Here is a 24,643-nt window from a genome sequence, read left to right as displayed (position 1 = left end):
AAGCGCATGAATGCGCGTAATCTTTGCCATACTATACCGTCAAGGTATCATAGGTAACCTATTTGGTGTTGGACGTCACCCGCTGCGTGGGCGCACATTCAGGTCATGAACACGACCCTTGCACCCATCGCCCCGACAGCAGCCCTCTTCCCCGTGATCGAACGGGTCGAGACCATGCTGGTCGACCTGCCGACCATCCGGCCGCACAAGCTGTCGGTCGCGACCATGACCGGCCAGACGCTGATGCTGGTGAAGGTCCATTGCAGCGACGGAACGGTCGGCATTGGCGAGGGTACGACGATCGGCGGGCTTGCCTATGGCGGCGAGAGCCCGGAAAGCATGAAGCTTGCGATCGATACCTATTTTGCGCCTGTCATGGTCGGTGAGGACGCGACCCACGTGAAGGCGCTGATGGCGCGCATCGGCAAGGCGATCAAGGAAAACCGTTTCGCCAAGAGCGCGGTGGAAACGGCGCTGCTCGACGCCCATGGAAAGCGCCTGGGTCTGCCGATCAGCGAACTGCTCGGCGGGGCACTGCGCAAGCGCCTGGCGGTCGCCTGGACGCTGGCGTCGGGTGACACGGCCAAGGATATCGCCGAGGCCGAGAAGATGCTCGAGCTACGCCGTCATCGGATCTTCAAGCTGAAGATCGGTGCCAGGCCGCTGAAGGACGATATCGCCCATGTGGCGGCGATCAAGAAGGCGCTCGGCGAGCGCGGCGCGGTGCGCGTCGACGTCAACATGGCCTGGAGCGAATTTGAGGCCGCCTACGGCATGGCAGCGCTCGCCGATGCCGGATGTGAGCTGGTCGAGCAGCCGGTGGCTTCGACCGCAGCGCTCGGTCGCCTCGTCCGCCGTTTCCCGCTGGCGCTGATGGCCGACGAGTCCCTCACCGGACCCGAGAGCGCCTTCGAGATCGCCAAGACCAAGGGGGCCGACGTCTTCGCGGTCAAGATCGAACAGAGCGGAGGTCTGTTCAATGCGCAGCGCGTGGCGGTCATCGCCGATGCCGCGGGCATTGAACTCTATGGCGGCACGATGCTGGAAGGTGGTGTCGGCACAGTGGCGTCAGCCCACGTGTTTTCCACCTTCGCCAAGCTGCAATGGGGCACGGAGCTCTTCGGTCCGCTGCTTTTGACCGAGGAAATTCTGGCGACGCCGCTCGACTACAGCGACTTCGAGCTGACGGTGCCGGATGCTCCAGGGCTCGGGATCGAACTCGATGAAGATCGGCTGAAATTCTTCGCGCGCGACGGGCTGCGCAAGACGATCAGCGTTGCGAAGTAAGGACTGAGCCATGCTGTTTCACGTCAGAATGGATGTTCGCATTCCCCACGATCTGCCTGCCGAGCAGGCGGCGGAGATCCTCGCCCGGGAAAAGGCCTATTCGCAACAGCTGCAGCAGAGCGGCAAGTGGCGGCATATCTGGCGGATCGCCGGGCAGTACGCGAACTACAGCGTCTTCGACGTGAAGGACAATGCCGAGCTGCACGAGATCCTCTCGGGGCTGCCGCTGTTCAAGTTCATGCAGATCGAGGTCACGCCGCTGCTTCGGCACCCATCCTCGATCCGCGAGGACGATAGCTGAGAATTTGTGCGTGCCGCGGCCGGGAGGTTTGGCAAGCGGCTTGAGCTTCAAGACAATCCAAGTGGAGGAATTGATATGAACGTGAAGATTTTCGACAAGCCGGAGACTCAAGCTTTCCTGAAGGTTCTGAGCGGCCTCGACAAGGACGGCGGCAACCCGCGTGTCAAAGAGATCGTGCACCGGCTGATGTCTGACCTGTTCAAGGCGATCGACGATCTCGACATCACCCCGGACGAATACTGGACCGGTATTGCCTGGCTGAACGAGATCGGCGCTGCCGGCCAGGCCGGCCTGATCTCGCCCGGCCTCGGCCTCGATCACTTCCTCGATGAACGTCTCGACGCGATCGACGAAGCGCTCGGCATCGAGAATCAGACGCCGCGCACCATCGAAGGTCCGCTCTATGTCGCCGGCGCACCGGCCTCGGAAGGCTTCGCCCGTCTCGACGATGGCCGCGACACCAATGGCCAGACGCTGATCATGCACGGCACCGTCTATGATGCCGACGGCCAGCCGCTGAAGGGCGCGACGGTCGAAGTCTGGCACTGTGACACCCGCGGTTTCTATTCGCACTTCGACCCGACCGGCCTGCAGGCGCCGTTCAACATGCGCCGCACGATCGTCACCGACGCCAAGGGCTGTTACAAGTTTCAAAGCATCGTGCCGCACGGCTACGGCGTGCCTCCGGGAAGCCCGACAGAGCAGCTGCTTTCCGCCCTTGGCCGTCACGGCCAGCGCCCGGCCCACATCCATTTCTTCATCAGCGCCGATGGGCACCGCAAGCTGACGACCCAGATCAACATCGCCGGCGACCCGCTGGTCAACGACGACTTCGCCTATGCGACGAGGGATGGCTTGGTGCCTGACGTCACCGAGCGGACCGACGAGGCGAGCATCAAGGCGAACAACCTCTCCGGCCCCTTCGCCGAGATCGAATTCGACATCCATCTCACCTCACTGGTGAACGGCGTCGACAACCAGATCAACGAGCAGCGTAAGCGCGCCGCCGCCTGATCACCTCTGCGGCGGCCGACTGAGCCGCCGCCCCCTGACATCAGACATTGTTGCAATCGCTAGAGCCGAGCACGGATCAGCCGTTTGCGGGAGAAGAACCATGTCCGCCGTTATCGACAAAGCCCAAGCCCTCGACGACCTGCTCGCCACCGCGGTCGAGGACGATCATGAGGCCGGCACGTTCCGCTGCCGCCGCGACATCTTCACCAACGAAGACCTCTTCGAGCTGGAGATGAAGCACATCTTCGAGAGCAACTGGGTCTATCTCGCCCACGAGAGCCAGATCCCCGAGAACAACGACTATTACACCACCTATATCGGCCGGCAGCCGGTTGTCGTCACCCGTGACAAGACGGGCGAACTGCACGCCGTCATCAATGCTTGTGCCCATCGCGGCGCCATGCTCTGCCGGCGCAAGCACGGCAACAAGGGCAGCTTCACCTGTCCCTTCCACGGCTGGACCTTCTCCAACACCGGCAAGCTCCTGAAGGTGAAGGACGAGAAGACGACGCAGTATCCGCCGCAGTTTGCCAAAGACGGTTCGCACGACCTGAAGCGCGTTGCCCGTTTCGAGAGCTATCGCGGCTTCCTGTTCGGCAGCCTCAATCCTGATGTCACCTCGCTCGAGGACTATCTCGGCGAAACGAAAGTCATCATCGACCAGATCGTCGACCAGGCGCCTGACGGTCTCGAGGTACTGCGCGGCAATTCCTCCTATATCTACGACGGAAACTGGAAGCTGCAGATGGAGAACGGCTGCGACGGCTATCACGTCAGCTCCGTTCACTGGAACTATGCCGCCACTATGGGCCGGCGCAACGAGGAGGGCACAAAGGCGGTCGATGCCTCGAGCTGGAGCCGCTCGATAGCCGGCGTCTACGGTTTCGACAACGGCCACATCCTGCTCTGGACCAACACCATGAACCCGGAGGTCCGGCCGATCTACAGCCACCGCGAGGAGATCAAGGCGCGCGTCGGCGAGGTGCAGGCGGATTTCATCGTCAACCAGACCCGCAATCTCTGCCTCTATCCGAACGTCTTCCTGATGGACCAGTTCAGCACGCAGATCCGCGTCACCCGTCCGATCAGCGTCGACAAGACCGAGATCAGCATCTTCTGCTTCGCGCCGAAGGGTGAAAATGCGGCCGATCGCACGCTGCGCATCCGCCAATACGAAGATTTCTTCAATGTCTCCGGCATGGGCACGGCCGACGATCTCGAGGAGTTCCGCGCCTGCCAGCAGGGTTACGCCGGCATCACCGCGCTCTGGAACGATCTCTCTCGCGGTGCGCCGCTCTGGATCGACGGTCCGGATGAGAACGCCAGGCGCATGGGCATCGCACCGCTGCTCTCGGGCGAGCGCAGCGAAGACGAAGGCCTCTTTGTCCGCCAGCACGAATATTGGGCGAAGGTGATGCGCACAGCACTTGCCTCCGAAAAGCAGGGAGCGGTCGCATGACGATCTCCTATGACACCGCCTGCGCCTTCCTCTATCGCGAAGCGCGCCTGCTCGACGACCGGCAATGGGACGAATGGCTGACCTGCTATGCGCCGGACGTCAGCTACTGGATGCCGGCCTGGGACGACGACGATCAGTTGACCGAAGATCCGCAGTCGCAGATCTCGCTGATCTATTACCCGAGCCGCGATGGCCTGGAAGATCGCGTCTTTCGCATCAAGACCGAACGCTCTGGAGCGTCCACGCCGGAGCCGCGCACAAGCCACAACGTCACCAATGTCGAGCTTGTGGCCGATCGCGGCGAGGAGGCGGACTTCCGCTACAACTTCCACACGCTCAACCACCGCTACAAGGTCACCGACCACTTCTTCGGGACCATGTTCGTCACGCTCCGCAAGAGCGGCAGTGAACTGCTGATCTCACGGAAGAAGATCGTGTTGAAGAACGACTACATCCGCCAGGTCATCGACGTCTACCACATCTGACGGCCGTCGCCTGACAGGAATGGGAGGAACAACCATGGCCAGCTACAGGATCGCTTTGAATTTCGAGGACGGCGTCACCCGCTTCGTCGAATGCAGGGACGATGAGAAGGTGCTCGACGCCGCCTTCCGCAACAAGATCAACCTGCCGATGGACTGTTCGGACGGGGTCTGCGGCACCTGCAAGTGCCGCGCCGAAAGCGGCGCCTACGACCTCGGCGACGACTTCATCGACGATGCGCTGACAGCGGACGAGGCGGCAAGCGGACTGGTGCTGACCTGCCAGATGAAGCCGTCGAGCGACTGCGTCATCGCGGTGCCGACGACAGCAGCGGCATGCAAGACCGGACAGCAGAAGTTTACGGCGAGTGTGGCAAGCGTCGTCCCGCACAACGATGCGGCGATCGTGCTCGAACTGGATATCGAGGGCGCTGCAGCGCCGGCCTTTCTGCCGGGGCAGTACGTCAACATCGACGTGCCCGGCAGCGGCCAGAGCCGTTCCTATTCCTTCTCCTCGGCATCGGGCGAGACGCGCGTCGGCTTCCTGATCAAGAAGATCCCGGGCGGGCTGATGAGCACGTGGCTGGAACACGCCGAAGTCGGCACGAAACTGGAATTGACCGGGCCGCTCGGCAGTTTCTATCTGCGCGAGGTTCAGCGCCCCCTGCTCTTCCTCGCCGGTGGCACCGGTCTTGCGCCGTTCCTGTCGATGCTTGAGGTTCTGGCCCGCACCAACCCGGAGCAGAAAGTGCATCTGATCTACGGCGTCACCCGCGACCTCGATCTGGTGCTTGTCGACGAGATCGAAGCCTATACCAAGCGGCTTGCCAACTTCACCTTTGACACGGTGGTGGCGGATGTCGCCTCCAGCCATCCGCGCAAGGGCTGGGTGACCCAGCACATGCCCGAGGACGTGCTGAACGGCGGCGATGTCGACGTTTATCTCTGCGGCCCGCCGCCTATGGTGGACGCAGTGCGCAAGCATCTCGACGACACCGGCGTAAGGCCCAACAGTTTCCACTATGAGAAGTTCACGCCCAATGCGGTGGCGAAGGAGGCAGCATGACCTCCGCTCGTTTCGAAGGACGGTTTGCCGGCAAGGCAATCGTCGTCACCGGTGCCGCGCAAGGGATCGGCCGCGCCGTGGCGCTGCGTGCCGTGGCTGAAGGCGGCAAGGTTCTCTTTGTCGACCGTGCCGATTTCGTGTCCGAGGTGGCGGCGGAGGCCGGCAGTGAATGGGCGGCTGCCTTCGTAGCCGATCTTGAAACGCACGAGGGGGCAGCCGCAGCAATGCACTTTGCCGCGGAAAAATTCGGCGGCATCGACATCCTGATCAACAATGTCGGCGGCGCCATCCGCATGCGTCCCTTTGCCGAATTCGAACCGGTGCAGATCGATGCAGAGATCCGCCGCTCGCTGATGCCGACCCTCTACTGTTGCCATGCGGTGCTGCCGCATCTCTTTGCCCGCGGTGGCGGCACCATCGTCAACGTGTCGTCCAATGCCACACGCGGCATTCACCGCGTGCCCTATTCGGCGGCCAAGGGCGGCGTCAATGCCATCACCCAGTCGCTGGCGATGGAGCTTGCCGACCGCAACATCCGCGTCGTTGCCACAGCACCGGGCGGAACCGAGGCGCCGCCGCGCCGCATCCCGCGCAATGCCGAAGGCGACAATGAGGCCGAGAAGGCCTGGATGGGCGACGTCGTCGCCCAGGTGAAGCAGTCGAGCTTCATGAAACGCTACGGCAGCATCGAAGAGCAAGCGGCGCCGATCCTGTTCCTGGCCTCCGACGAGGCCTCCTACATCACCGGCAGTGTTCTGCCGGTCGCCGGCGGCGATCTCGGCTGACGGACCTTTTTCAACGCGCTAACACCTGGGGAGGAGATGATGCGCACGATCGATGTGAATGAAGCAATTGACGGGAGCCCGCTTGGGAGCTTCCAGTGGATGGTGGTAGTGCTCTCGGCGCTGCTGTTGATCGTCGACGGTTACGACGTCTTCGTCGCCGGCACGGTGCTGCCGACGCTGATTGCCGAATGGGGCCTGAGCAAGCCGCAGGCCGGCGCGCTGCAGGCCTGGGCGCTGTTCGGCATGATGTTCGGGGCGCTGATCTTCGGCCCGCTCGCCGACCGGATCGGCCGCAAGAAGGGGGTCGCCATCAGCTTCCTGCTGGTTACGCTCTCAACCCTTTTGACCGGCTTTGCCAATTCGCCGGAGCAATTCAAGATCTTCCGGTTCTTCGCCGGTCTCGGCTGCGGCGGCTTGATGCCGAATGCGGTGGCGCTGATGAACGAATATGCGCCGAAGCGTCTGCGCGGCACGCTGGTGGCGCTGATGTTCTCCGGCTATTCCGTCGGCGGCATGGTCGCTGCCGGCCTCGGTATCGGCCTCATCCCGTCCTATGGCTGGAAGCCGATGTTCTTCATCGCCGCCGTGCCGCTGCTCCTCTTGCCAGTGATCCTCTGGAAGCTGCCGGAATCGCTCGGCTTCCTTATCCGCCAGGGCAAGCAGGAAGAGGCCAAACGCATCTATGCCAAGATCGATCCGAACGCGCGTCTCGGTACCACCGACAGGCTGGTCTTCTCCGAGAGGAAGGGGGCCTCGGCATCGGTGCTGGAACTCTTCCGCCATCAGCGGACCCTGCGCACCGTGATGCTCTGGGTCGCATTCTTCTGCTGCCTACTGCTCGTCTATCTCTTGTCGTCCTGGCTGCCGAAGGTGCTGCAGGAAGCTGGCTATGCCGAGAAGGCGAGCCTGCTCAGCCTGTTCTCGCTGAATTTCGGCGGCATGGTCGGCGCCATTGCCGGCGGTTGGCTCGGTGATCGCTTCGGCCTGCCCAAGGTGGTGGTCGGTTTCTTCGTTGCCGCCGCCTTCTCGATCGCGCTGATCGGCTTCAATCCGCCGACGGGTGTCCTGTTTCTGATGGTCTTTGTTGCCGGCGCCACCACGATCGGCACGCAGATCCTGCTCTATGCCAGCGTGGCGCAGCTCTACAACCTGTCGGTTCGCTCCACCGGTTTGGGCTGGGCCTCCGGTGTCGGTCGCATCGGCGCGATCGTCGGCCCGACGCTCGGCGGCGTGCTCCTGGCGCAGGAGCTTCCGCTGCAGCAGAACTTCGCGATCTTCGCCGTACCGGCGGCGATCTCGGCTGTCGCCATGCTGGTCTTCGCGGTCAGCAACGCCCGCCGCGTGGAGATCGCGCGACTGGCGGCGGCATAGATCGAGGCGAGGCGGCCGGGCCGCGAAGGGATCGGTTGCCGCCCCTTGAGCGCGCGCTGTCGATATCTACCTATTGCAGCGCGCGTACCACCCGAGGCGCGATGTTGCGCCAAGAACGACAAAGCCGCCATTGCTGGCGGCTTTCCCGATTGGAGTTCCTGTTTCATGGCCTATCTCGACTTGTCCAGCCATCGCCTTCACTACCGCATCGAAGGCGACCAGAACGGCAACGCGCCCTGGCTGCTCTTCTGCAATTCGCTCGGCACCGACCTCTCCATGTGGGACGCGCAGATCGCCGATCTGTCGCCCCATTTCCGCGTGCTGCGCTACGATCGCCGCGGTCATGGCCAGTCCTCGGCGCCGCCGCCGCCCTATGCGCTGTCCGACCTCGGCCAGGATGTGCTCGCGCTCATGGATGGCCTGGGGATCGAGCGGACACATTTCTGCGGCCTGTCGATCGGGGGCCTGACCGGACAATGGCTAGGTATCCATGCCGGCAAACGTCTCGACAAGATCGTGCTCTGTGCCACGGCGGCGCGGATCGGGACGCCCGAGAGCTGGGGCACCCGCATCGATAGCGTCCGGGCGGACGGTCTCGCAGGGCTCGCCGCGGCCACGGCCGAACGCTGGTTCAGCCCGCAGTTTGCAGCCAGCCATGCAGAAGCCGTCGATCGCATTCTGGGCGCCTTCACCGCCACCTCGACGGACGGCTACATCGGCGGCTGCACCGCGCTCGCCGGCGCGGACCTGAGGGAGGAGATCGTAGCGATTGCCAACCCCGTGCTCGCCATCTCCGGCAACGGCGATCCGGTATGCCCGCCGGCGGACCTCGAATATATCGCCGCCCGGGTGCAGCGAGGCCGGCACCTGTCGCTGCCTGGTCGGCATATCGTCAATATCGAGTCGGCAAAGGCCTTCAATTCGGAGCTTCTCGACTTCCTTCGGCCATAGGTGCCGCGCAGATCCGTCACTTGATCGGAACGAGCGGCGACGGCTTCGCCGACGGTGCCAGTCGCAAGCTCAGACGTGGCTCCGAACAATCCTGAAAGCGGTCAATCATGAAGGCGGCGACCAACGTCCAGGCGGGCCGCGTCAGCCATCGAGCCAGGCGGCCAGACTGTCAAGCGTCTGCAGCCCGTACTCCACCGCGCCGAAGTCGATGACCGCTTGGCGGCGCTCGCGACTTGGGTGAAGCTGGCGCAGGGTCAGCACGGTCTTGCCGTCGGCCTGTTCATCGAAAGTAATCGTCATATAGAAGCGATCGGGGTCGTCGGGCTCAGCAGTGCCATAGTCCACTACGATCAATTCGTTGGGCACGATCTTCAGGAAGCGCATCAGACTGGGGAAGCGCTGCTGCCGACCATCAAACTCGCCCACCATGTCGAAGCGCCATACCCCGCCCTCACGGATGTCAGCCTCATGGTTCTCGATGCTGAAGCCAGCCGGGCCATACCATTGTGCCAGCGCTTGCGGGTCCATCCAGGCGGCGAAAACCTTTTGTCGCGGGTGCTTCAGCACCTTGACCAAAACGATTTCGCGGTCGGGCGACCAGGTCTCAAAAATCGGTTCCATTGCCGTTCCCTACGTCTTGTCCAGATAGGCTTCCAATCGGTCGAGCCGTTCGGCCCAACGTCGTCGCTCCGCTTCCATCCAGGTTGCCGCCTCTTCGAAGCGCCCCCGCTCCAGTCGACACCAGCGGCTGCGGCCACGTTTCTCGCTTGCGATAAGTCCGCAATCTTCAAGCACCTTGAGGTGCTGGGCGAAGGAGGGCAGTGCCATGTCGAAGGGCTCGGCAAGGACACTCACGGGCATCTCCCCGTCCGCAAGCCGTGAAACAACGGCGCGGCGCGTCGGGTCGCTGAGTGCATGGAAGGCAAGGTCAAGCGGGGTCGAATGATAGGGCATGCGCCACACTAAAGCGGACCGCGCACGCGCGTCAATGATAATAAGGTACTTGCCTTTGTATTCGGGTGAAATTAATAAGGCATCTACCTTACCATTAGGAGAGGCCAATGTCAGTTCGTGTCGATCTCAACATTTCCCTGGACGGTTTCGCGACAACCACAGATCAGACCCCGGACAATCCGTTTGGCGCTGATTGGCCGCGTCTGGTTGCCGCCTATGCTGCGACCCGAACGATGCGGGAGCGCGTGTTCAAGGACACGTCCCGAGCGGGCACCACGGGCGTCGATGAGCAATATGCGCAGTCATACTTCTCAAACATCGGTGCTGAGATTATGGGCGCCGCCATGTTTGGATTTCACGCTCACCCAAACGATCCCGACTGGCGCGGCTGGTGGGGGGAAGAACCTCCGTTTCGCGTCCCGGTCTTCGTGCTCACGCACAAGCCGCGGCCTCCGATCGAGATGGCCGGAGGCACCACATTTCATTTTCTGAACACGTCCCTTGCCGATGCACTTCAGCAGGCGACGAGCGCCGCGGACGGTAAGGATGTCCGTATTGGCGGCGGACCCACGGTCGTGCGCGCCTATCTCAAGGCAGGCCTTGTCGATAGCTTGCATGTGGCAATCACACCCATCCTGCTCGGGCGGGGCATCCGTCTTTGGGACGATCTGCGCGGGTTGGAGGCCGGCTACACCGTCAAGGCAGAAACGGCCGAGAGTGGGACCGTCCACCTCACGTTTCAGCGCTAGCAGCGGACCAGAGCGATGGCAGCTTCTCGTCTCCTCGGACGATACCATCTCTCCGGGCAAGACCGAAATCGAACAGACCGAGCGCAGGGCGACGCGTGTCATCGCCCTGTGGTCAGTATGACGATGCTATCGATCCGCCAGTGTTTTCTGCAGGGCCTCACGGGCAAGCTTGGCGATATCCGCATGGATCTCCACGCGAGGCCGTTCCGTCGGTTCGCAGATCGGATCGACCTCGCCGAAGGATTTAAGCAGTTCGGCAGCGCCGTCCTTGCATATCGGCAGGAAGCTGAAGTGGTCGGCTCCGGCGACCGTGGCATAGGAGCCCTTCGGCGTCAGCGCCGCCAGCGGCTCGGAAGCGACCGCAAGCGGGATCGTCTCCTTGCTGCCGAGATTGATGAAATGCATCGGGATCGCGATCGCCTTGAGGCTGTCTTCCACATAGGCCTGGGCGAGGCCGGGGTCGACGAGTACGGCGCCTTTGATCCGAGGATCCCGGTTCGACTGCTCGAAACGCGCCTTGTCGACGGTGCGAAGATCGAGCTTGTCGACGTCGACCGGCGTGTCGTCGACATAGCCCCTGCCGCCGACGAACCAGGCGCAATCCCACTTGCCGTAGCTGTCGCAGTAGCCGGCATAGGCCTCGAGGCTCGCTCTTGCCCCTGAAATCTCCATGGCGGTCGAGCCGCCGAGAGAGAATCCGAGGACGGCGATCCGCCCGGGGTCGATTGCAGCGCTCCATTGCGGATCCCGGGTGAACGTGTCGATCAATGCCGAGAGGTCGGCCGTCCTTTCCCAAAGCTTCGGCGTGTTGGCAGGCGTCGAGTCGCCGCTGGTGGTGCCGGGATGGTTGGGGCCGGCGACGATGAAGCCGGCCGCCGCGAGCTCGGCCGCAAGCCAGCTCATCGCCTCGACGCGGCCGCCCGAACCATGGGACAGAACCACCAGCGGATACCGGCCCTCGCGCAAGGGGGCGTTCTTCGCTGCGGGCGATCCCTCGAAGATGCGATTGTCGCCGACAAGCACCGGCTCACCGCCGGCTTTGGCGGGATACCAGACGGTGACGGCGAGTTGGCGTTCCCGCTTCGGTGCGGCAACGTCGATCTCGCGGACGCCTACGTCATCGGCTTGCGCCGAGGCGGCCAGGCTCAGAAGGAAGGCAGCGGCGGGAATGAACTGGAGGAGGGGCATTGGGCATCTCGCTGTGTTGGAAAAGACGGCCGATCGTCACCGACGCCCCGCTTGTCCGCGTCCTCGATCGCGATTGAGGTCGTCCCGAATCGCGATCTGGGCAATGATCCGCCCATCGAAATGCCTGCTTGCCGCTCGCCTGCCTGCCGTTTGTCTGCTCGCCTTTGTCTGAAGGACATGCCTTGATCTTTCTGCCGCTCCCGTTCGTCGTCGACTTGCTGCTTCTTATCCTGCTTGCGTTCATGCTGCATGGCGACGAGCCAGGGCGGCGCAACCGGCCGTTCCTCGCTCTGGTGGCGCTCTGTGCGCTCCAGTCGGTGATCGTCGGGCTGCGTTGGGGCTATGACGTCACTGCGTTGAAGTTTGCGCTGCCGGTGCTTGCGAGCGGTGTGCCGCCGCTGGTGCTTGCGAGTTTCCACAGCCTGATCCGCAGAGACGAGCGCAGTGCTGCTGCGGCGGGGTGGGTCCATGCGGCGCCGACGATCGGTATGTTCGCGCTCGTGCTGTTCGCGCCGCGCTACATCGATTTCGCCTTGATCGTCGAATATGTCGGATACGCGCTGGCGCTCCTGAACCTGGCGCGCGTCGGTACGGATGCGCTGGAGGAAGCGCGCTTCGAAGGTGCGGCCGCGGCGCACCGCGCCTTGCTCATTGCCGCGTTCTCGCTCTGCCTTTCGGCGCTCTTCGATCTTGCGATCCTTCTGGATTTCGAATGGACGAGGGGCGCGAATATCGGCCTCATCGTCAGTAACGCGAACTTGCTGGGCCTGCTCTTCATCGGGCTGACAGCCATGGTCGCGGACCGTGCGCGTGCGCTTCCGGCCGCCGGCGCGGTCACCGACGAGGATCCTGTTGCAAAGCCGCAGGACCGCGAAATCCTCGACAGGATCGATCAACTGCTCGTCAGTCAGAAACTGGCCCGCGACGAAAACCTCACCTTGTCACGTCTGGCGCGGCGCGCGGGCCTGCCCGCCCGGCAGATATCGACCGCCGTCAATCGGCTGGCGGGCAAGAACGTCTCGCAATACATCAACGATATCCGGATTGCCGAGGCCTGCCGGCTGTTGCGCGAAACCGACATGTCGGTGACCGCGGCCATGCTGGAATCCGGCTTTCAGACGAAATCGAATTTTAATCGCGAGTTTCGCCGCGTCACCGACTTGAGCCCCGTCGCCTGGCGCGAGCAGAACCGGACCGGAGCGCTTGCCGCCTGACTGATGCCATGGCGATGCCCGGCCGCGGTGCGGCCGGGCTGGTTGGAGGCAAGGTGTGCGGTGACGTACTTGCGACGGTTACTGCTGGTCTGCGGCATTGTCGCCGATCGTGATCGCAACATCCTTCGTCTTGCCGGTCCGCCATAGGCTCAGGTTCTTCGAGGTGCCGGGCGAGAGGTCGGCGACCATGCGCGACAGGTCACGCGGCGACTTCACCGGGTTGCCGCCAAGCGCGATGATGATGTCGCCGGCCTTGATGCCGGCCTTGGCGGCGGGCGTTCCGCCATTGACGCCGGCAACGAGCGCGCCCTCCGGCTGGGCAAGGCCGATGGCGTCGGCGATATCAGCCGTGACCGGCTGTATCTGCACGCCGATGAAGCCGTGCTGGATCGAACCATCCTTCATCAATTCAGTGACGACCTTCTGCGCCTGGTCCGAGGGGATGGCGAAGCCGACGCCGACGCTACCGCCGTTCGGCGAATAGATCGCCGTGTTGATGCCGACCACCTGGCCCTTTGCATCGACCAGCGGTCCGCCGGAATTGCCGTGGTTGATCGGGGCGTCAATCTGGATGAAATCGTCATAGGGACCGCTGTGCAGGTCGCGGCCGCGCGCCGAGACGATCCCCGAGGTGACCGTCGTGCCGATGCCGAACGGGTTGCCGATCGCCAGCACCTGGTCGCCAACCCGCAAGGTGTCGGAATCACCCCAGGCAACTGTTGCGAGCGGCTTCGGCGCCGTGATCTTCAGGACCGCGAGGTCGTTCTTCGGGTCGGCGCCGACAAGCTTGGCCGGCACTTGCGTGCCGTCGTCGAGCGTCACCATGATGCTCGATGCCTTGTCGATGACGTGGTTGTTGGTGACGACGTAGCCGTCCGCGGTCACGATGAAACCTGAGCCGAGCGCTTCGGCCCGTTGAGGCTGACGCTGCTCAGGCGCCTGGTCCGGCAAGGGGATGCCCTGATCGTGGAAGAATTGGCGGAATTGTTCGTCGAAGGGCGAGTTTCCGCCCGGTTGCGTCGGTTCGCTCGTGCCCACGTTGTCGGCCTTGATCACGGTCGTCACGGTGACGACCGCCGGCTTGTCTGCCGACACGACCGGCGCGAAGGATCCGCCGGATGTGGCCGGGACTGCAACGGCCGGACTGGCGGCCGCAGCGACCACGTCATGGCCTGTGAAGGCTGCTACGGACAAGGGCGCAATGATGACGGCTGCGCCAAGGAGGGCGGCAGCTCGATACCTCGTGAGAATGTTTGACATGATCCTGTTCCTTTCGCTGCCTGTTTGCCGGACGAACTTGGCCGGACGCAGCCCGAGCCAGGTCGGGTCTGCGGCGCACCGTCGGCCGGCATTGGATTAAGTGGGCGGTCTGGTTGCCGAAGGACCAGGCCCTTGAGCGGGCCCGGCCCCATCGGTTACGGCTCACCCGAAACCGGGTGAGCCTCAACGTGTCGGTCAAGCCATTCGGGCGATGTCGCGGTCGAGATGGCGAACGTCACCCTGGAGCCGGGCGTAGGACTGGGCCGGCAGCATGCCGTGATGGGCGGCGGCGGTCTTGACGGCGTCGGCGCGCACAGCACCGTCTTCGCGTTCAAGCTTCCTGTAGTTTGCTGCCGTCAGCTTGCCCTGTTCGCGGTCGGCGTTGATGCGGTGGTTGTCGACCCGGAGTTCATGCAGGACGTGATCGAGCCGCGTCGATGCCATGTGGGTCGGTGTCCGGTAGACCGGCATGGCCGGGGTTGCCATGTCGTCCTGGGCGAAAATGCCCTGGTAGTAATCGCCGGTATAGGCACCCTTGTCGTTGTCGCGGCCGAAATCGTGGTGATCGGCAGCAAAGGCGGCACCGCTTAAGAGAACGAGGGCGACGGTTGCGATGGTGGTGGTCTTGAAAGGCGAGCGCATGACTGCATCTCCTGAATTGAAGGAAGCGCCGCGCGCTTCCGTTCGAGGCTGTCTCCTATTGTCGCGTCACGGCCGAAGCGGTCGCCGGCAATATTCAGCCTCGAAAATGAAGGTATTACTTCCATGCGCCGCCGTCATGTTAATAACGCGTAATATTTCGGCAAACATCTCCGGAAATCCGCTTCATTAACATTATTTAATAAAGGCCAATTCGCTCCCGATTGACGGATATTCTTTCCCCAAGCGCGTATTGTGGCCCTTTTGCGGCCGCCCGCCCGCGCCTTTTCTAGTCAATCGAGCCTAGGGCTGAGGGCGCGGAGGAGGGAGCTACGATCCAGCATAGTGGGCGCGCGGCCGGATCAGATCGCCGCTGACGACCTGTTCCATCGCGTGCGCGAGCCAGCCGACGGTGCGTGCAAGGGCGAATATCACCATCGGCGCGTCATCGGGTAGATCATAGGCGGCAGCGAGCGCCGCCAGAGAGAAGTCGAGATTGGCCGGTTCTCCGAGCAGTTCCTCGCCGGCCTCGGCCAGCGCGGCATAGAGCGGCGGCACGTCGAAGCTCGACATGATGGCCTTCGCGCGCGGGTCGCCGTCCGGATAGAGCCTGTGGCCGAAAGCCCGGACCACGCCGTCCGAAGACAGCATGGTACGGATCGCCTCGCGCACCCCGCCCACGGCCGCCTGTTCGGCAAGCCGCGTGACGCTCAGCCAGGCGCCGCCGTGCCTGGGGCCGGTGAGGGTGGCAAGACCCGAAAGTGTGGCGGCGGAAAGTGCGGCGCCGGACGACGCGGTGACCCGTGCTGCAAAGGCGGAAACGTTGAGCTCGTGTTCCGCCGTCAGCACCAGGCATCGACGGATCGGCTCCGCCACCTCCGGCCGCTCCCAGCCCAGCGCCAGGCGCTCGTGCAGCGGCACGGTTTCCCGCGACGGCGCAAGCCCGGCGGCAACGGTCGCCAGCACCTCGGCGGCCTCGGCCTTCAGGATGGCGGGCCTGCGTCCGAGCGCCGGCAGGTCGGCTTCGATGCGCCCGGCGAGAAGCGTAAAGGTCGTTGCTAGCCGCGATTGGCTGCTGCCGGGATCGTGCGCTGGAACAACAACCGCCGCCGGTGTCAGCCAGAGCAGGGCGGCGACCTCCTCCAGGGTTGCTGTGGTGGCAAGTTCGATCGCGTTGCTGCCGCGGTAGGAGAGCTGCCCTCCGGCGATGCTGGAGATCGTCGTTGGCAGTACCGGCTCGCCCCAGCGGATCGTCTCGGCCGCCACGACCGCCGCCTGCCGCCTGCCGGCGTGGCGCTCGGCCAGCCGGTGCACGTCGTCGGCCTGGTAGAGGCTGCGGCGCGGGTCGGCAGGGTCGGGCTTGGCGCGAATGCGGCCGCGGCTGACATTGGCATAGAGCGTCTGCCGTTTGCTGCCGAGCTTGGCGAGCGCCTCTTCGGCGGTGATCCAGAGTGTATTCATGTTGATCAATTGCATCAAGATTGACGTCAATAGGTCTAGGTCGGATCATCCTCGGCGTAAAGGAGAAACTTGATGATGAAGAACGGACTTGAAGACGTCGTCGCCGCCGAAACGCAGCTCTCCCATGTTGACGGCGAGGCGGGTCAGTTGATCATCCGCGGCGTCTCGCTCGATCACCTGGCCGGCCACGCAAGCTATGAGGATGTCGTGGCGCTGTTGTTCGAGGGGCTGCTGGGGCCGATGCCGGACCGGGTTGAACTCGCGAAGCGTCTGGGTGAGAAGCGAGCGGAAGTGTTCGCCCATATTGGCGCCATCGACGATGCGTTGCTGGAACTGCCGCCGGTCGACATCATGCGCGCGCTCATCGCCCGGCTCCCGGATGGGGAGGACCTCGATACGGCCCTACGTCTGCTCGCCGCGCCGGCCGTCTTCCTGCCGGCGGCGCTGCGCATGAAGAGCGGTGAAGCTCCGGTCGCGCCGACGCCGGCGCTGTCGCACGCCGGCGATATCCTGGCGATGCTCTGTGCCAAGGTGCCGAGCAGACAAGAAGTGGCGACGCTCGACGCCTATCTGGTGACGATCTCGGACCACGGCCTCAACGCCTCGACCTTCGCCTCGCGCGTGGTCGCCTCCACCAAGGCCGGTCTCACCTCTTCGGTGCTTGCCGCCATCGGGGCGCTCAAGGGGCCGCTCCATGGCGGTGCGCCTGGTCCGGTGCTCGACATGCTGGACGCGATCGGAACGCCTGAGAATGCGGCGGCCTGGCTTTCCGACGCGCTCGACCACGGCGAACGGCTGATGGGCTTTGGCCACCGTGTCTATCGTGTCCGCGACCCCCGCGCCGATGCGCTGAAGGGCGCGCTGAAACGACTGATCGCTGCGCATCCGGCCAACCGCGATCGCATTCAACTGGCAGAAGAGGTCGAACAATCGGCGCTCGCCGTCCTGAAGGTGCGCAAGCCCGACCGCCCGCTCGACGTCAACGTCGAGTTCTACACGGCGCTGCTGCTCGATGCGCTGAGCTTCCCGCGCGACGCCTTCACCGGCGTGTTCGCGATCGGTCGCACCGTCGGCTGGATCGCCCATGCCCGCGAGCAGGCGCTGGAAGGCCGCCTTATCCGGCCGCGTTCGCTCTATGTCGGGCCGCTGCCGCAACAGGCCGCGTGAGTGTTCTATGCTGAGGCGGAGACCATCCGCGCATTTCGCAGGTGTTGTTGAAAGAACGCCTTCAGGTCGCGGAAGTCATCGAAACCAAGGACGGTCGCAAAACGGGCGACCGTCGTCGGCGAGACGGCGCAGGCAAGCGCGATCGAGCGGGCGCTGCCAAAGGCGACGAGGTCCGGCTTTGCCAGCGCGACCAGGGCGATCTGTTCGAGCTGCCGCGGAAGTCTGAGCGCCCTGGACGCAAACATCCTCTTTAGCTCCCCCATGTCGCCGGGGCGCCTTTGCGCCGCGTTCGTTTCGGCAACCGCATTTCCATGGCTTGTCGACACGGTGGTGCTCTCCATCACATTCCTCCTCAACTCGCCTCGCAGGCAGGGTGGGTGCATCCTCTCGAAAACGGCCGGATGCGGGCTGTTTCCCCACCCTCCTGCTCGCCTCCATGTTTTTTCGCTTTACTGTACCGTCCGGACGGTATAGTAAATCAATCATCGCTGATCGCAACAACACGTTTTCTGGGGAGGAGACGAGAATGCGTTGGATGAAGTGCTTCAAGGCGGCCGCCATGGCCGGTGTCGCTTTTGCCGCCATGCCGGCGGCTGCGGCCGAAGTCTCGATTTTCTGCAGCTCGGCCGGCGCCGAGCTCGAGCTTTGCCAGTCGGCCTCCGAGGCCTGGGCCAAGGAAACCGGCAACACCGTCAAGATCAACAAGATGCCAGCCAACTGGGGCGAGGCGCTGCCGCTCTACCAGCAGCTGCTCGCCGGCAAGTCCGGCGACGTCGACGTTCTCACGCTCGACAACATCTGGGTCGGAACGCTGGCGCCGCATCTGGTCGACCTGCGCGAAAAGGTTCCGGCCGACGAAGTCTCCGCCCATTTCGAATCCTCGCTCGCCGACGCCACCATTGGCGGCAAGCTTCTGGCAATGCCCTGGTTCGTCGATGCCGGCCTGATGTTCTACCGCAAGGATCTGCTTGAAAAGTACGGCAAGGGCGAACCGAAGACCTGGCAGGAATTGACCGAGACGGCGAAGTTCATCCAGGACAAGGAACGCGCCGGCGGTAGCCCCGATATGTGGGGCTATGTCTGGCAGGGCCGCGCCTATGAGGGGTTGATCTGCGACGCGCTCGAATGGGTCGCTTCCTTCGGCGGCGGCAACTTCATCTCGCCGGACGGCACCATCACCGCGAACAATCCCGAGGCCGTCAAGGCGCTTGATCTCGCCCGTTCCTGGATCGGCAACATCAGCCCTGAGGGCGTGCTGAACTATGACGAGGAAGGCTCGCGCGGCGTCTTTGAGGCTGGCAATTCCGTCTTCCACCGTAACTGGAGCTATGTCTGGGGCACGACCCAGGCTGAGGACTCCTCGCTGCGCGGCAAGATCGGCGTCATGGCGCTGCCGGTCGGGGCGGAAGGCCAGAAGTCGAGTGGCTGCTACGGTGCCGGCCTGCTTGGCGTTTCCAAATATGCCGACGATGTCGATGCGGCTGTCAGCCTGGTGCGTTACCTGACTGGCGCGAAAGAACAGAAGCGCCGCGCGCTTCAGGCCTATAGCCCGACCTTGAAGGCGCTTTACGAGGACAAGGACATCCTCGCCGCCAATCCGTCGCTCGCGTTTGCCGAAAAGGCCTATGCCGAAAGCGCCTCCCGGCCGTCACAGGTGACCGGCGCTTCCTACAACCGCGTTTCGCAGCGGATCTTCAATGGCGTGCACAATGTGCTGAGCGGCAAGGAAAGTGCTGCGGATGCACTCGTCAAGGTCAGCAGCGATCTGGAGCGGCTGAAGGCGCGGGGCTGGTAAGCCCGCCTCGACGATACGGGGTCCGGCGTGACGGACCCCGCCACCACAGGATCTGAGGAAACTAACGTGAATATTGCGATCGCACCGTGCTGCTGGGGCATCTACTGGCCCCAGGGGAATGATCTCGGCTGGACCGATTATCTCGACCGCATCCATGCGGCCGGCTACCGGCACACCGAACTCGGCCCTTACGGCTACTTCTCCACGGATGCCAAGGTGCTTTCGTCCGAGCTGGCGCGCCGCGACCTCAAGGTCGTCGCGGCCGCGCATGTGCATACGCTTGCCGATGCATCCACCTGGCCGGTGCTTGAGGAAAAGGCGCAGGCGATCTGCAAGTTGCTCGCCGAAAACGGCGGCACGCATTTCATCCTGATGGACGAATCGGAGTTCTATCCGAAGGCCCGCATGGGGGTCGTCGACGGGGCCGGCTGGCGCGCGATGATCGACCAGACGAACCGGGCGGCCGAGATCGCCCGCAGCCACGGGCTGCAGTTCAGCTTCCACCCGCATGTCGGCACCTGTGTCGAGCTAGAGGAGCAGATCGAGCGGCTGCTTGCCGATACTGATCCCGATCTCGTCGGGCTCTGCCTCGATACCGGCCATCACGCCTATTGGAAGGCCGACCCGATCGCCTTCTATCGACGCCACCGCGACCGCATCAATTCGGTGCATCTGAAGAATGTCGACGGTGCCTTCCGCGAGCGCGTGCTTTCCGAAGGCATCCACTCGGACCGCGCCTTCGAAGAGGGCATCATGACCGATCTCGATCGCGGCGTCGTCGATATCGCCGCCTTCCTGTCGGTGTTGCGCGAGACCGGATACGACGGCCCGCTGGTGGTCGAGCAGGATCTGGCACTGAACCATCCCGATACGCCGGAAACGATCGCCCGGCGCAACCATGACTTCGTCTCGAAGCTCCTTGTGAACGGGGCCGGCGCATGAAGGTCGAAATCCACGATACGCCCGCTGCCATCGGCGATCGCCTTGCGGAGCGGATCATTGCCGGTATCCGGCAAGCGAGTGTTGCGGGACGAAGCTACGTTCTCGGCTGCCCGGGTGGGCGCAGTCCGCTGCCGATCTATGAGGCGCTCGGACGCCGTCTTGCCGGCGAGCCCGTCGATTGCTCGCGGCTGATCATCGTCATGATGGACGAATATCTCCGCCCCGCAGAGGGTGGCAGTTTCGCTCCGCCGCCGTCGGAGGCGCATTACTCCTGCCGTGGCTTCGGCGAACGCGAGATCGTCGGCCGCATCAATGCGTCCTTGCCGGACCACTTCCGCATTCCATCCGAAAACTTCTGGATGCCGGATATCGCGGCACCTGGCGGCTACGATCAGCGCATCGCTGCCGCCGGCGGTATCGATCTTTTCCTGCTCGCCTCCGGCGCCGGTGATGGTCATATCGCCTTCAACCCGCCGGGCTCTGCCCGCGACAGCGGCACCCGCATCGTTGCCCTTGCCGAACAGACGCGGCGCGACAATCTCGCGACCTTCCCGGATTTTTCAGGCATCGACGACGTGCCCTCCCATGGCGTGACGATCGGCATCGGCTCGATCGCCGAACAGTCGAATGCCGTCGCGATGATCGTCTGGGGTCAGGGAAAGCGCCACGCCTTCTATCGCCTGACCAGTGCGCGTGCCTACGATCCAAGCTGGCCGGCCACCATCGCCGTCGAATGCCGGAGCGCCGAACTCTACGCCGATGCCGACGCTGCCGGTGAGTGGGGAGCGCGGTGATGGGCCAGCATGCCATCGGCATCGATGTCGGGGGAACGAAGACCAAGGCCTGCCTTGTTCGTCTCGCCGACGGCGCCGTGATCGCCGAGCGCACCGAGCCGACCCGCTGCCAGGAGGGCGGTGCTGCCGTGCTGGAACTGGTGGCCGCGCTCGCCGAGACCATTCGCCACGAAGGCGAAGCGCTTGGCGTCGAGACGACCGGTCTCGGCGTCTGCTTGCCGGAACTGGTGACCGGCGCCGGCGAGCCGGCCTCCGCCTGGAACTTCGACTGGCGCGGCCTCGACTATCACGGTCGTCTCAGCGGTTTCGGGCGGCTGCATATCGACAGCGACGTGCGCGCCGCCGCCTTCGCCGAAGGCTGGATTGGCGCAGGCCGCGGTATCGATCCGTTCGTCTACGTGACCATCTCCACCGGGCTTTCCCATTCGCTGGTGATCGGCGGCGCGCCCTATGCAGGAGCCCGTGGCTTCGCCATCCATTTCTCGGGCAGCGATCTCGTCGCCTTCTCGGGCGAAGGGCAGGACCAGGCGGTTCGCCACAACCTCGAGCTTTTTGCGAGCGGCAAGGCCTTGGGCGAGCGTTATGGCCGTATGATTGGCCGACCGGACGCAAGCGCGCTGCAGCTCTTCGAAGCCGAAGCTCAGGACCCGCGGGCCGCACAGATGGTGGCCGACGGCCTCCTGTCGCTCGCCTCCTATCTTGGCCAGCTCGTCAACACGCTCGATCCGGCCGTGCTCATTCTCGGCGGCGGCATCGGCGGCGACCCGTCGGTCAATGCGCGGCTCGCCACGCTGACGCGGCCATTCATCTGGGCCGATGGCGCGCGCGACATGCCGATCGTTCCAAGCCTCCTCGGTGATGCGGCCTGCGCCATCGGCGTGGCTGCGCTTGCAAACAGGACTGCCAACCAGACGGTGCGCCAATGAGTGGAATTGCCCTTACCAATGTCGTCAAGCGTTTTGGTGCGCTGACCGTGATCGACAAGGTCAACCTTTCGGTCGCAGAAGGCGAGTTCGTCGTCTTCGTCGGTCCCTCCGGATGCGGGAAGTCGACGCTTTTGCGCATGATCGCTGGGCTCGAGGAAATTACCGACGGCGAGTTGCAGATCGGCGGCGCGCGCATGAACGAGACGGCGCCGGCACGTCGCGGCATCGCCATGGTGTTCCAGTCCTACGCGCTCTATCCGCATATGAGCGTCGAGCGCAATCTCGGCTTCGCGTTGGAAACGGCGCGGCTTGCCGGCGGCGAAATCAAGGAGCGGGTAGCGAAGGTTGCCCGGTTCCTCAAGATCGAACATCTGCTCGCGCGTCGTCCGGCGCAACTTTCGGGCGGCCAGCAGCAGCGCGTCGCCATCGGCCGCGCGCTCGTCCGCTCGCAAAAGCTGTTCCTGTTCGATGAGCCGCTGTCCAATCTCGATGCCGATCTGCGCATGGAGATGCGGGTGGAGATCGCTCGCATCCATCGCGAGCTCAAAGCCACCACCGTCTACGTCACCCACGACCAGCTCGAAGCGATGACGCTGGCGGACCGCATCGTCGTCCTGAAGGACGGTCGCATCTCGCAGGTCGGCACGCCAATGGAACTTTACGAGCGGCCGGCCAACAAGTTCGTTGCCAGCTTCATTGGCGCGCCGCGCATGAATTTTCTTGCCGGGACGCTTGCCAATGACGCCGGGGGAAGCCGCCTCGACGTGCTCGACGCCCGCCATGGGCTTGGGCACCTTGGCTATGAAGGCGAAGTCAGCGTCGGCATCCGGCCCGAAGACTTGATCCTCGGCGGCGGCGATGTCCGCCTGCCGGCGACCGTGCAGCTTGTCGAGCCGCTGGGCGGCGAGGCGCTGGTTCACGCGCGTCTCGGCAACGGCCAGTCGCTGGTCGTCAAGGCGCAGGGCAAACCCGATCTGAAGCCGAATGCCGACGTCACCGTCGGTTGGCTGACGTCGAAGGCGCATATTTTCGGTGCCGACGACATGGCGCTCTCGGCCAAGGGAGCGTGAGGCCATGATGGCGGGTTCACGATCAACAGGACTGCGGCAGGCGCGGGTTCGCACCGCCTGGCTCTTTCTCGCGCCAAGCCTGCTCGTCCTGACCGGTGTGGCGCTCTGGCCGCTCGGCCGCACCTTCCTCTTTTCCTTCACCGACGCCCTGCTCACCGAGCCGGACTTCTATAGCTATGTCGGCTTCGACAACTACTATGCGCTGTTCGAGGATCCGCTCTGGTGGCAGTCGGTGCGCAACACGCTCTATTTCACCGTCATTTCCGTTTCGATCGAGACGGTACTTGGCCTGACGATCGCGCTGCTCCTCAATTCCCATATTGCCGGGCGCGGCATGATGCGAGCGATTATCCTGATCCCCTGGTCGATCCCGGTCGTCGTCAGCGCGCGCATGTGGCAATGGATGCTGCACGACCAGTTCGGCATCGTGAACCACGTTTTGAAGCTTGCCGGCGTGATTGAAAGTGGGGTTGCGTGGACTGCCAATTCGGCGCTGGTGATGCCCGTGATCATCGCCGTCGACGTCTGGATCACCACGCCCTTCATGGTGCTCCTCATTCTCGCGGGGCTGTCGATGCTGCCGCGCGGCATCTACGAGGCAGCGTCGATCGATGGCGTGCCGGCATGGAAGCAGTTCACCTCACTGACCCTGCCGCTGCTTGCCCCCAGCATCGCGGTCGCTGTGCTCTTCCGCCTGCTCGACGCGCTGCGCATGTTCGACCTGAGCTATGTGCTCTCCTCCAACAGCGACGACACCAAGACGGTCTCGATCTACGCCCGCGAAGTGCTCGTCAACTTCCAGGACATGGGCGTCGGCTCGGCCGCCAGCACCGCCGTCTTCCTGATGATCGCGCTGGTGACCGCCATCTACGTCACTGTCTTCCGTCTCAATCGCCGCCTCATGGGAGTTTGACATGGTCAGGAGCAACACCGGCAAACGCCTGCACAGAATAGCGATCTACTCCCTCTTCGGCATCGTCGCGCTCTATACGCTGTTCCCGTTCTACTGGATGATCGCCTCGTCGATGAAGTCGGGCCAAGCGATCTTCGACGTGACCTTCTTGCCCGACCTGAAGTTCAACAATTACGCGGCGATCCTTTCGGACGGCGTCTTCCTGCGCTCGCTGCTCAATTCGCTGATCGTCGCCTTCTCGGTCGTGGCGCTGTCGCTGATGCTGGCGGTCGGTGCGGCCTACGCGCTCGGCCGCATCGATTTCCGTGGCCGCTCGCCGATCATGCTGCTCGTGCTGGCCGTTTCGATGTTTCCGCAGATCGCGTTGCTCTCCGGCCTCTTCGAGATGATCCGCTGGCTCGGGCTCTACAACACGATCGGCTCTCTGATTTTCGCCTATATGATCTTCACGCTGCCCTTCAACATCTGGGTGCTGACGACCTTCATGCGCGACCTGCCGAAACAGATCGAGGAGGCGGCGATCATGGACGGTTGCTCGCCGCTGCGGATCGTGCGCTGCATCTTCCTGCCGATGATGGGGCCGGCGCTGATCTCGACCGGGCTGCTTGCCTTCATCGCTTCGTGGAACGAGTTCATGTTCGCGCTGACCTTCATCCTCACCGACGAGAACCGCACCGTGCCGGTGGCGATCGCGCTGATCTCCGGGTCGAGCCGCTACGAATTCCCCTATGGGGCGATCATGGCCGCCTCGACCATCGTCACGGTGCCGCTGATCATTCTCGCGCTGATATTCCAGAAACATATCGTCTCCGGCCTGACGGCCGGTGCGGTCAAGGGTTGAAATGGCCTCCATTC

The 24,643-nt window shown here is 63.8% G+C and carries 25 protein-coding genes and 1 pseudogene; 19 read left to right on the top strand and 7 right to left on the bottom strand.

What is annotated here, in order from left to right:
* Positions 1-105: 105 nt before the first annotated feature.
* The 9 genes from BLU15_RS16480 to pcaD all read left to right on the top strand — a co-directional run bounded on the left by BLU15_RS16480 (position 106) and on the right by pcaD (position 8,716).
* On the top strand, positions 106-1,287 hold the full coding sequence (locus BLU15_RS16480) for a muconate/chloromuconate family cycloisomerase (protein WP_060584588.1): 1,182 nt from the start codon (positions 106-108) through the stop codon (positions 1,285-1,287).
* Between the two features lie 10 nt (positions 1,288-1,297).
* A complete protein-coding gene (gene catC, locus BLU15_RS16475; RefSeq protein ID WP_034801725.1) occupies positions 1,298-1,588 on the top strand; it encodes a muconolactone Delta-isomerase in 291 nt (96 codons plus the stop codon).
* A 75-nt stretch (positions 1,589-1,663) separates the two neighbouring features.
* A complete protein-coding gene (catA, locus tag BLU15_RS16470; protein ID WP_034801723.1) occupies positions 1,664-2,602 on the top strand; it encodes a catechol 1,2-dioxygenase in 939 nt (312 codons plus the stop codon).
* 100 nt (positions 2,603-2,702) lie between these two features.
* Positions 2,703-4,061: a Rieske 2Fe-2S domain-containing protein gene (locus BLU15_RS16465; protein WP_060529334.1), complete on the top strand. Its 1,359-nt coding sequence runs from the start codon at positions 2,703-2,705 to the stop codon at positions 4,059-4,061.
* Positions 4,058-4,546: a benzoate 1,2-dioxygenase small subunit gene (gene benB, locus BLU15_RS16460; protein WP_034801721.1), complete on the top strand. Its 489-nt coding sequence runs from the start codon at positions 4,058-4,060 to the stop codon at positions 4,544-4,546. The genes BLU15_RS16465 and benB overlap by 4 nt, the downstream gene beginning before the upstream one ends.
* A 34-nt stretch (positions 4,547-4,580) precedes the next feature.
* Entirely contained in the window at positions 4,581-5,609 is a 1,029-nt protein-coding gene (benC, locus tag BLU15_RS16455; protein WP_034801720.1) for a benzoate 1,2-dioxygenase electron transfer component BenC, read from the top strand.
* Entirely contained in the window at positions 5,606-6,394 is a 789-nt protein-coding gene (benD, locus tag BLU15_RS16450) for a benzoate diol dehydrogenase BenD (RefSeq protein WP_034801719.1), read from the top strand. Before benC ends, benD begins: the two co-directional genes overlap by 4 nt.
* 36 nt (positions 6,395-6,430) lie before the next feature.
* A complete protein-coding gene (locus BLU15_RS16445) occupies positions 6,431-7,765 on the top strand; it encodes an MFS transporter (protein ID WP_090296505.1) in 1,335 nt (444 codons plus the stop codon).
* 165 nt (positions 7,766-7,930) lie between these two features.
* Positions 7,931-8,716: a 3-oxoadipate enol-lactonase gene (gene pcaD / locus BLU15_RS16440; RefSeq protein WP_060584584.1), complete on the top strand. Its 786-nt coding sequence runs from the start codon at positions 7,931-7,933 to the stop codon at positions 8,714-8,716.
* A gap of 141 nt (positions 8,717-8,857) precedes the next feature.
* On the opposite strand, the gene BLU15_RS16435 is transcribed toward pcaD, so the two are convergent.
* On the bottom strand, positions 8,858-9,337 hold the full coding sequence (locus tag BLU15_RS16435; protein WP_034801716.1) for an SRPBCC family protein: 480 nt from the start codon (positions 9,335-9,337) through the stop codon (positions 8,858-8,860).
* Positions 9,338-9,346: 9 nt separating this feature from the next.
* Positions 9,347-9,670, bottom strand: a complete 324-nt coding sequence (locus tag BLU15_RS16430) for an ArsR/SmtB family transcription factor (RefSeq protein WP_060521861.1) — start codon at positions 9,668-9,670, stop codon at positions 9,347-9,349.
* 107 nt (positions 9,671-9,777) lie between these two features.
* Here BLU15_RS16430 and BLU15_RS16425 point away from each other — a divergent pair, with 107 nt between their 5' ends.
* The gene (locus BLU15_RS16425; protein WP_090296502.1) at positions 9,778-10,419 is read left to right on the top strand and encodes a dihydrofolate reductase family protein; all 642 of its coding nucleotides are present in this window, start codon (positions 9,778-9,780) and stop codon (positions 10,417-10,419) included.
* Between the two features lie 126 nt (positions 10,420-10,545).
* Here BLU15_RS16425 and BLU15_RS16420 read toward each other — a convergent pair whose 3' ends face one another.
* The gene (locus BLU15_RS16420) at positions 10,546-11,607 is read right to left on the bottom strand and encodes an alpha/beta hydrolase family protein (protein WP_089042894.1); all 1,062 of its coding nucleotides are present in this window, start codon (positions 11,605-11,607) and stop codon (positions 10,546-10,548) included.
* A gap of 182 nt (positions 11,608-11,789) precedes the next feature.
* On the opposite strand from BLU15_RS16420, the gene BLU15_RS16415 reads away from it, so the two are divergent.
* Positions 11,790-12,821, top strand: a complete 1,032-nt coding sequence (locus BLU15_RS16415; protein ID WP_090296667.1) for a helix-turn-helix domain-containing protein — start codon at positions 11,790-11,792, stop codon at positions 12,819-12,821.
* An 81-nt stretch (positions 12,822-12,902) separates the two neighbouring features.
* Here BLU15_RS16415 and BLU15_RS16410 read toward each other — a convergent pair.
* The 3 genes and pseudogenes from BLU15_RS16410 to BLU15_RS16400 form a co-directional block, all read right to left on the bottom strand.
* Positions 12,903-14,081: pseudogene (locus BLU15_RS16410) on the bottom strand (Do family serine endopeptidase); the annotation flags it as partial.
* A gap of 195 nt (positions 14,082-14,276) precedes the next feature.
* Positions 14,277-14,723 carry a hypothetical protein gene (locus BLU15_RS16405; RefSeq protein ID WP_060521864.1) on the bottom strand — a complete coding sequence of 149 codons (447 nt, stop codon included), beginning with the start codon at positions 14,721-14,723 and terminating at the stop codon, positions 14,277-14,279.
* Positions 14,724-15,050: 327 nt separating this feature from the next.
* Positions 15,051-16,181 (bottom strand): citrate synthase, encoded by a 1,131-nt coding sequence (locus BLU15_RS16400; RefSeq protein ID WP_176960299.1) that lies wholly within the window; start codon positions 16,179-16,181, stop codon positions 15,051-15,053.
* A 75-nt stretch (positions 16,182-16,256) separates the two neighbouring features.
* Here BLU15_RS16400 and BLU15_RS16395 point away from each other — a divergent pair, with 75 nt between their 5' ends.
* Positions 16,257-17,348, top strand: a complete 1,092-nt coding sequence (locus BLU15_RS16395; RefSeq protein WP_060522061.1) for a citrate synthase/methylcitrate synthase — start codon at positions 16,257-16,259, stop codon at positions 17,346-17,348.
* 5 nt (positions 17,349-17,353) lie between these two features.
* Here BLU15_RS16395 and BLU15_RS16390 read toward each other — a convergent pair whose 3' ends face one another.
* Complete coding sequence (locus tag BLU15_RS16390; protein ID WP_226020779.1) at positions 17,354-17,689, bottom strand: MurR/RpiR family transcriptional regulator; 336 nt, start codon at positions 17,687-17,689, stop codon at positions 17,354-17,356.
* Positions 17,690-17,883: 194 nt separating this feature from the next.
* Here BLU15_RS16390 and BLU15_RS16385 point away from each other — a divergent pair, with 194 nt between their 5' ends.
* From BLU15_RS16385 to BLU15_RS16355, 7 genes are all read left to right on the top strand, one after another.
* Complete coding sequence (locus BLU15_RS16385) at positions 17,884-19,143, top strand: ABC transporter substrate-binding protein (protein ID WP_371589958.1); 1,260 nt, start codon at positions 17,884-17,886, stop codon at positions 19,141-19,143.
* Positions 19,144-19,209: 66 nt separating this feature from the next.
* Complete coding sequence (locus BLU15_RS16380) at positions 19,210-20,085, top strand: sugar phosphate isomerase/epimerase family protein (RefSeq protein ID WP_162741116.1); 876 nt, start codon at positions 19,210-19,212, stop codon at positions 20,083-20,085.
* Positions 20,082-20,879, top strand: coding sequence for a 6-phosphogluconolactonase (locus BLU15_RS16375; RefSeq protein WP_060521866.1), 798 nt, complete (start codon positions 20,082-20,084; stop codon positions 20,877-20,879). Before BLU15_RS16380 ends, BLU15_RS16375 begins: the two co-directional genes overlap by 4 nt.
* Positions 20,879-21,805: an ROK family protein gene (locus BLU15_RS16370; RefSeq protein ID WP_060521867.1), complete on the top strand. Its 927-nt coding sequence runs from the start codon at positions 20,879-20,881 to the stop codon at positions 21,803-21,805. The genes BLU15_RS16375 and BLU15_RS16370 overlap by 1 nt, the downstream gene beginning before the upstream one ends.
* Positions 21,802-22,875, top strand: a complete 1,074-nt coding sequence (locus BLU15_RS16365) for an ABC transporter ATP-binding protein (RefSeq protein WP_060521868.1) — start codon at positions 21,802-21,804, stop codon at positions 22,873-22,875. The genes BLU15_RS16370 and BLU15_RS16365 overlap by 4 nt, the downstream gene beginning before the upstream one ends.
* Positions 22,876-22,882: 7 nt before the next feature.
* A complete protein-coding gene (locus BLU15_RS16360; RefSeq protein ID WP_090296665.1) occupies positions 22,883-23,788 on the top strand; it encodes a carbohydrate ABC transporter permease in 906 nt (301 codons plus the stop codon).
* Between the two features lies 1 nt (position 23,789).
* Positions 23,790-24,629, top strand: coding sequence for a carbohydrate ABC transporter permease (locus BLU15_RS16355; protein ID WP_060521870.1), 840 nt, complete (start codon positions 23,790-23,792; stop codon positions 24,627-24,629).
* Positions 24,630-24,643 lie beyond the last annotated feature (14 nt).

This window comes from Ensifer sp. YR511 (assembly GCF_900103045.1).
GTDB classification, from domain to species: Bacteria; Pseudomonadota; Alphaproteobacteria; order Rhizobiales; family Rhizobiaceae; genus Ensifer; species Ensifer adhaerens.
This window is presented reverse-complemented; position numbering and strand designations above follow the sequence as displayed.